Genomic DNA, 6,390 nt, shown 5'->3' with positions numbered 1-6,390 from the left:
TGCGGTGGGCCTGCGTGACCTGTCCGGTGCCGGTGACATCGCCAGCGAAGATGCCGGCGTGGCCCGCATGGCGCCGCCGCAGTTCAAGCAGTACCGCGAAAAGGACGGCCGCTTCTACGCGGTGCAGGGCGACATCATCGGTCTGGCCACCGGCGCCCGGCGCACGCTGGATCCCAACGTGGGGCAGCGCACCCAGCTGAACTGGTTCGAGGCCGCCGGCGCCGTGCAACTGCGGGCAGGCCGGGACATCCTCGGGGTGTCGATGACCGCGTTGAACACCGCGCCCACCGACATCACGGTGGCAGCGGCGGGCCGCGACGTCGTGCATCTGAACGCGACCATCGCCGGCCCCGGCAACACCGAGATCAGTGCCGGCCGCCAGCTGCGCCAGGAGGATGCGGGCAGCATCGTCAGCCTCGGTGGCATCGTGCAGGGCGACACCCGTCCCGGTGCCAGCATCGCGCTGACGGCCGGCAACCAGCAGATCGATTTCGCGGCCCTGCGTGCCCGCTATCTGGACCCCGTCAACCTTGCCGATCCCGCGCAATCGCTTGCGTCGCAGCCGGGCAAGGCAGTCAAGGTCTACGACCAGGAACTGACGCAGTGGCTGCAGCAGCGCTTCGGCGTGGCTGCTGACGGCGACGGGGCGCTGGCTGCCTTCGATGCGCTGCCGCAGGAACAGCAGCACATCTTCCTGCGCCATGTCTATTACGCCGAGCTGCGCGAAGGTGGACGGGAATATACCGATGCAGAAGGGCCCCGCTTCGGCTCCTACCTGCGCGGGCGCGAGGCCATCGCTACGCTGATGCCAGACAAGGATGCGACCGGCGCGACGATCCAGCGCACCGGCGATATCGTGATGTACGGCGGCTCCGGCGTGCGCACCGAAGCGGGTGGCAACATCGAGCTGATGGCGCCGGGTGGGCAGATCGTGATCGGTGTGCAGGGCGTGGTGCCCCCGGCCAGTGCCGGACTGGTGACCCAAGGGCAGGGCGATATCCGGCTGTTCAGCCAGGACAGCGTGCTGCTGGGCCTGTCGCGGGTGATGACCACGTTCGGCGGCGACATCCTGGCGTGGTCGGAGCAGGGTGACATCAATGCCGGTCGTGGTTCGCGCACGACGTTGCTGTACACGCCACCGCGCCGCGTCTATGACGGGTGGGGCAATGTGATCCTGTCGCCGCAGGCCCCGGCCAGCGGTGCTGGCATCGCGACCTTGAACCCCATCGCCGAAGTGCCGCCGGGCGACGTCGATCTGATCGCACCGCTGGGCACCATCGATGCGGGCGAGGCCGGTATACGCGTCTCCGGCAACATCAATCTGGCCGCGCTGCAGGTGCTCAACGCGGCCAACATCCAGGTACAGGGCGAGAGCAAGGGCCTGCCGGTGCTGGCATCGGTCAACGTCAATGCGCTGGCCGCGGCCAGTGCGGCAGCCAACAGCGCCAGCCAGGCGGCACAGGACGTGATGCGCAAGAGCCAGGACGACGCACGGCGCAACCAGCCGTCGGTGATCAGCGTGCAGATCCTGGGCTTCGGCAGCGGTACCAGCAGCGTAGCGCCGCCGGCGCGCGGCACTACCGCCAACAGCGGCTACGACGCCGACAGCGCATTCCAGTTCCCGCAGGCCAGCCGCGACGACGGCACGCAGCGCCGGTAGGTGCCGACCCTGGTCGGCACGATCGCGGCCGGCAGTAGATCCACGCCATGCGTGGATGGGACTGACCAGAAAGAACGGACAGCATCGGGCCAGCCGCCAGGGAACGGTGGCGGCCCCAGCCAGGACGGCACGGAGGGCAGGGAGCGGCCATCGGCGGTGAGGACCACCGACACGGCGCCGCCGGGTGCAGGAGAGCGCCCGGCGGCAGGCTCGGCAGTAGATCCACGCCATGCGTGGATGGCTGGGCCAGCATCAGTGCCGACCAACGGTCGGCACCCACCAGGGCAGGCCGGGCAGTAGAAGCCGCTCGGCAGTAGATCCACGCCATGCGTGGATGGCTGGGCCAGCATCAGTGCCGACCAAGGTCGGCACCCGCCAAAGCAGGCCGGGCAGTAGAAGCCGCTCGGCAGTAGATCCACGCCATGCGTGGATGCTTTGCCTGGGAGGAATCCTAAAGCTCCAGCACCCGCCGGTAGCTCAGCGACCCGCGCCCATCGCGCAGGCCCAACCGCAGTTCCAGCCCGGTGGCCGGCAGCACCTCGCCTTCGCTCGGCAACAGCGCCCACCCCGCGCCCGGCTGCCAGGCGCGTACCTCGAACCGCTGCACATCCCTGGCCACCGCAATGCCTTTCGACGGCTCAGGCACGGGCAGGGGGTATCGATCCGTCGCCGCGCCACTGGCCCGCCACAGCGTATTGCCCTGCCGCCACCAGCGCACCCGCTGCCAGCGTAGTCCATCACTGCCGACACTGCGGGTGATCTCCAGCGCGAAGCTGCCATCCGGGTGCCGTTCGCTTACCAGGGACGGAGGCAGCAGCCGCTGCGGTTGATCGGCCGGACGCACTGCACCATTCATCAGCGCGTCGTCGGCACGCATCTCGATATCGCGCTGGAACTGCTGCAGGATGCGCAGCGCCGTCGTGGTTTCGGCATCGGCCCGGCGCAGGCGCTGGTCGCTGCTGGCCACGCTGTCCAGCGCACGCCAGCAGATCAGCGCCAGCACACCCATGATGGTGATCGCGATCATCACTTCGATCAGGGTGAAGCCACGCGTGACCCGCTTCATTGCATGGTGGTCCATGGCAGCTGCATCCGCGCCAGGGACTGCTGCGGTGCATCTTCGGCCACCACGCTCAGTTCCAGTTGCGGCTGGCTGTCGCTGCCGGTGCCGAGATGTTGCAGCACCAGGAACGTGCTGCGCCCCTGCACGCAGCGCTGCCGTGCATCCTGCGGCGGCTGCCCAGCCAGGCGCAGCTCCTGCCAGCGGTCCTGCGCGCACATCAGTGCCAGCCGACGGTCGCGCAGGCGCGATTGATCGTCGGTAGCCACCGCCACCGAACGCATCACCGCCGCCAGTGCGATTGAAACGATCGCCAATGCGATCAGCACTTCGATCAGGGTGAACCCGTGCCTGTTCCGCTTCACTGCACGACCTGCAACTGTCCGCTGCCATCATCACGAAGACGCAGCTGGCGGCCCTGCAACGACAGCGTCACTTCCCACGCCACGCCAATCCATTCGGGGCTCAGTTCAATCGGCGTGGTCGGCTGCACCGCGATGCCCGCCAGCTGCCATGGTTGTGGGCGCAGCAGGTCGTCGCGCTGCACATCCACCCAACGGGTGCCTTCGCGGCGGCTGAAGCGGTAGCCGGCGGTGTCGGCCTGCCAGCGCAGGGGGCGGCCATCGATCCGGGCCTCGTCGCGCGCCACCTGCAGGCGCTGCGCCAACTGTTCGGCTTCCTGTCGCAGCTGCCGGCCCGGGTCGAGCAGGCTGCCCAGGCCCAGCCCGATACCCGCCGTGCAGATACCGATGATCACCAGCACCACCATCAGTTCCAGCAGGGTGAAACCACGCGGCACGCGCTGCATCGACGTTGCCTCCTGTCCGGGTCGATGCCTGCCAGCGTAGGCCCGCATGATGAAACAAAAGCGTCAGCCGCACCTGCTAGCGTGGGCAGACACGAACGTGGCGATGGTGCGGAACATGGACGGCAGGCGCTGGGATCGCAATCGCATACTGACGCTGCTGGCGGCAACCCTGCTGCTGGCGGTGGTGGCCTACTGGAGCGTCACCCTGTCTGCGGTGGCGCCAGCGGCCGCGGCCAGCGAGGCGAAAGCCGAGGCGGCGGTGCGGCCGATGTTCGATGCGGTGGCAAGCCTGCCGCTGGTGCGGCTGCTGTCCCCGGGCGCGGTGCAGACCGAGGTGGTCGTGCTGGGTGTGATGGCCGGCGACCACGCGCCGCTGGCGCTGCTTTCGGTGGATGGGCGTCCTGCCGAAGCGTACGCGCCGGGTCAGCGGTTGGGGCCCTGCACGGTTCTCGCCAGCATCAGCGCCAACGCGGTGGAGCTGAACCAGGCGGGGCAGTTGCGCAGCCTGCCGGTTCCCGAGCTGCCGCCGGTACCAAGCGATGGCATCGTGCCGGCCGGTCGGCAGAGCGGCACGCAGTAGCGCCGAGCCTGCGCTCGGCGGCTTTCGCGCCGTGGCATCGCCGATGAATGCAAAGACAGCCGAGCGCGCGCTCAGCCCCACAGCTGCGCAGACTCAGCGCGCAGGTCGCTGCGGCACCACCGAGCGACCGAACGCATCGCCCATGCGCTGCCGCGTGCCTTCCAGGTTGTACTGCATCAGCTGGTTGCCGGGCTGCTGCATCAGGCGTTCGGCTTCGGGGAGCGCCGCCGACTTCGCCGGCCTTGTCGCAGGCGCCAGCTTGCGTTGCAGACAGTCCCAGGCCGGAATCCGCTCGCCGTTGACCAGTACTTCGATGCAGGGCGCAGCTTCTTCCTGCTTCTTCGACTCGTCGGCGCGACCCGATGGCAGCGCCAGCAGCAGGGCGAGGGCGAGGGCGGCGCGCAGGTCCGGCATCAACGATTCACACATCTCGAATCTCCCGCAGCAATCGATGTCCTGCAATAAAGACGGGTGGCCAAGGCAGGGTCCGCCTGCGTGCGTTGCGGCGCTTTCAAAAGATGACAGTGCTGTCACAAAACTGTTGGCGGCTTTGACGCGATGTACACGTCCTGTTGGTAGATCCACGCGCCGCTCCCTGGCCCCTCCCTTCGATACGACGCGATGCCTTCGATGAATCCTGTTCCGTGCCGAGCCGTTCGCCTTCCGCTGCGCCTGCATCCGCTGGTGCTGGCCCTGGCCGCGATGCCGCTGCCGCTGTTCGCGCAGGAGGCAGCACCCGCGCCCAGCGTGAACATCAACGAATACGTCGTGCGCGGCAACACGGTGCTCGATCCGCGGCAGATTGAACGTGCGGTGGAACCGTTCCTCGGCCCGGGCAAGACCCTGGCCGATGTCGAGAAGGCGCGCGATGCGGTCCACGCGCTCTATCAGCAGGCCGGCTACCAGTCGGTCTACGTCGAGCTACCCGAGCAGCAGGTCAGTGGGGGCGTGGTGCTGCTGAAGGTGCAGCAGACGCCGATCGGCCAGCTGCGCGTGGTCGGCACCCGCCACGAGTCGCCCGAACGCATCCGGGAACGTGTACCGGCGCTGGCCGAGGGCAAGGTGCCTGACTTCGACCAGGCCCAGAAGGAATTGACCGCACTGAACGAAGGCGGACGTCGCCAGGTGATGCCACTGGTGCGCGAAGGCCAGGTGCCGGGCACGATGGATGTGGACCTGCAGGTCGAGGAGAAGTCGCCGTGGCGTGCCAGTGCGTCACTCAACAACGACCATAGCGCCGACACCGAGAAGCTGCGCCTGAGTGCATCGCTGGCCTACGACAACCTGTGGAAGCGTGGGCACAGCGCCAACCTCGGCGTGTATCTGGCGCCGGAAGACACGAAGCAGGCCAAGGTGTTCTCGGCCTCGTACACGATGCCGTTCGAAGGCACGCCGTGGAGCCTGGAAGCCTCCGGCTACAGATCCGACAGCCGCGTGTTGAATGCAGGTGGGCAGGTGGGTACCGGCACCGGCACCAATGTGATCGGCAACGGCCATTCGATCGGCCTCAAGCTCAACTACCGCCTGCCGGGCAGCAGCCAGTGGTGGCGCCAGCTCAGCCTCGGCGTGGATTTCAAGGACACCGAGGAAGACACGCAGATGGGCAAGGAGAGCCTGAAGACGCCGCTGAGGTACGCGCCGATCACTCTGGCGTTTGTCGGTGTACGCCAGGGTGAGCAGGATCAGTTGAGCATCAACACCCAGCTGGTGGCCGGTACGCGTCGCTTGTTCGGCTACGGCAGTGACGCCACCGCGTTCGGGCAGAAGCGCTACTGGGCCGATCCGAGCTTCGTGGCGTTCAAGGCCGATGTGGCCAACACCCACACTTTCGGCAACGACTGGCAGTGGTATGCGCGTGGATCGCTGCAGGTGACCGACGCGCCGCTGGTGTCGGCAGAGCAGTTCGCCGCCGGCGGCATGTACACCGTGCGTGGGTATCTCTCGGCCGAGGCGATCGGCGACTACGGCGGCCTGGCCAGCCTGGAATGGCGCACGCCTGCGTGGTCACCGTGGCGCGGCACCGACCTGCGTGTCTACAGCTTTGCCGACGCGGCCTACCTGCGCCTGCGCCAGCCGCTGCCCGAACAGCGCGACAAGTACAACCTGGCCTCGGTCGGCCTGGGCGCGCAGCTGCGCCTGGGTCAACACCTGCAACTGCGCCTGGACTACGCCTGGCCGTATGCCGATGGCCCGGTCACGCGCAAGGACGACCCGCGCCTGCATTTCAACATCAGCACCAGTTACTGACCCTTCCCTTGAACATGCGTTCTCCGGAGACCCTT

7 protein-coding genes are annotated in these 6,390 nt (G+C 67.8%); 3 read left to right on the top strand and 4 right to left on the bottom strand.

Annotation, left to right across the window (positions count from 1 at the left end; genetic code table 11):
* Positions 1 to 1,660, top strand: a 1,660-nt coding sequence (locus ABGA94_RS11230; RefSeq protein ID WP_375367299.1) for a filamentous haemagglutinin family protein, incomplete at its 5' end; no start/stop codon positions are given.
* Positions 1,661 to 2,111: 451 nt separating this feature from the next.
* Here the strand turns inward: ABGA94_RS11230 and ABGA94_RS11225 are convergent.
* Genes ABGA94_RS11225 through gspH form a run of 3 tightly spaced genes read right to left on the bottom strand, consistent with a single transcriptional unit; the run spans position 2,112 to position 3,528 of the window.
* Positions 2,112 to 2,726: a prepilin-type N-terminal cleavage/methylation domain-containing protein gene (locus ABGA94_RS11225; RefSeq protein ID WP_338167496.1), complete on the bottom strand. Its 615-nt coding sequence runs from the start codon at positions 2,724 to 2,726 to the stop codon at positions 2,112 to 2,114.
* Entirely contained in the window at positions 2,723 to 3,085 is a 363-nt protein-coding gene (gene gspI / locus ABGA94_RS11220; protein WP_005416768.1) for a type II secretion system minor pseudopilin GspI, read from the bottom strand. The genes ABGA94_RS11225 and gspI overlap by 4 nt, the downstream gene beginning before the upstream one ends.
* Positions 3,082 to 3,528: a type II secretion system minor pseudopilin GspH gene (gspH, locus tag ABGA94_RS11215; RefSeq protein WP_005416767.1), complete on the bottom strand. Its 447-nt coding sequence runs from the start codon at positions 3,526 to 3,528 to the stop codon at positions 3,082 to 3,084. The genes gspI and gspH overlap by 4 nt, the downstream gene beginning before the upstream one ends.
* 103 nt (positions 3,529 to 3,631) lie before the next feature.
* Here gspH and ABGA94_RS11210 point away from each other — a divergent pair, with 103 nt between their 5' ends.
* Positions 3,632 to 4,108 (top strand): hypothetical protein, encoded by a 477-nt coding sequence (locus ABGA94_RS11210; RefSeq protein ID WP_375367297.1) that lies wholly within the window; start codon positions 3,632 to 3,634, stop codon positions 4,106 to 4,108.
* 93 nt (positions 4,109 to 4,201) lie between these two features.
* On the opposite strand, the gene ABGA94_RS11205 is transcribed toward ABGA94_RS11210, so the two are convergent.
* Positions 4,202 to 4,537 carry a hypothetical protein gene (locus ABGA94_RS11205; RefSeq protein ID WP_005416765.1) on the bottom strand — a complete coding sequence of 112 codons (336 nt, stop codon included), beginning with the start codon at positions 4,535 to 4,537 and terminating at the stop codon, positions 4,202 to 4,204.
* Positions 4,538 to 4,738: 201 nt separating this feature from the next.
* On the opposite strand from ABGA94_RS11205, the gene ABGA94_RS11200 reads away from it, so the two are divergent.
* On the top strand, positions 4,739 to 6,355 hold the full coding sequence (locus ABGA94_RS11200; protein ID WP_171956484.1) for a ShlB/FhaC/HecB family hemolysin secretion/activation protein: 1,617 nt from the start codon (positions 4,739 to 4,741) through the stop codon (positions 6,353 to 6,355).
* Positions 6,356 to 6,390 lie beyond the last annotated feature (35 nt).

This window comes from Stenotrophomonas sp. 3diitr2024 (genome assembly GCF_042136455.1).
In the GTDB taxonomy this organism is placed as follows: Bacteria; Pseudomonadota; Gammaproteobacteria; order Xanthomonadales; family Xanthomonadaceae; genus Stenotrophomonas; species Stenotrophomonas sepilia.
The sequence above is the reverse complement of the archived record's forward strand: the minus strand, read 5'-3'. Positions and strand labels throughout refer to the sequence as shown.

Bases quoted from the DNA above. Each gene is read 5' to 3' on its own strand.
- ABGA94_RS11210 (WP_375367297.1), top strand. From the start codon at position 3,632: ATGGTGCGGAACATGGACGGCAGGCGCTGGGATCGCAATCGCATACTG.
- ABGA94_RS11225 (WP_338167496.1), bottom strand. From the start codon at position 2,726: ATGAAGCGGGTCACGCGTGGCTTCACCCTGATCGAAGTGATGATCGCG.
- gspH (WP_005416767.1), bottom strand. From the start codon at position 3,528: ATGCAGCGCGTGCCGCGTGGTTTCACCCTGCTGGAACTGATGGTGGTG.
- ABGA94_RS11205 (WP_005416765.1), bottom strand. From the start codon at position 4,537: ATGTGTGAATCGTTGATGCCGGACCTGCGCGCCGCCCTCGCCCTCGCC.
- ABGA94_RS11200 (WP_171956484.1), top strand. From the start codon at position 4,739: ATGAATCCTGTTCCGTGCCGAGCCGTTCGCCTTCCGCTGCGCCTGCAT.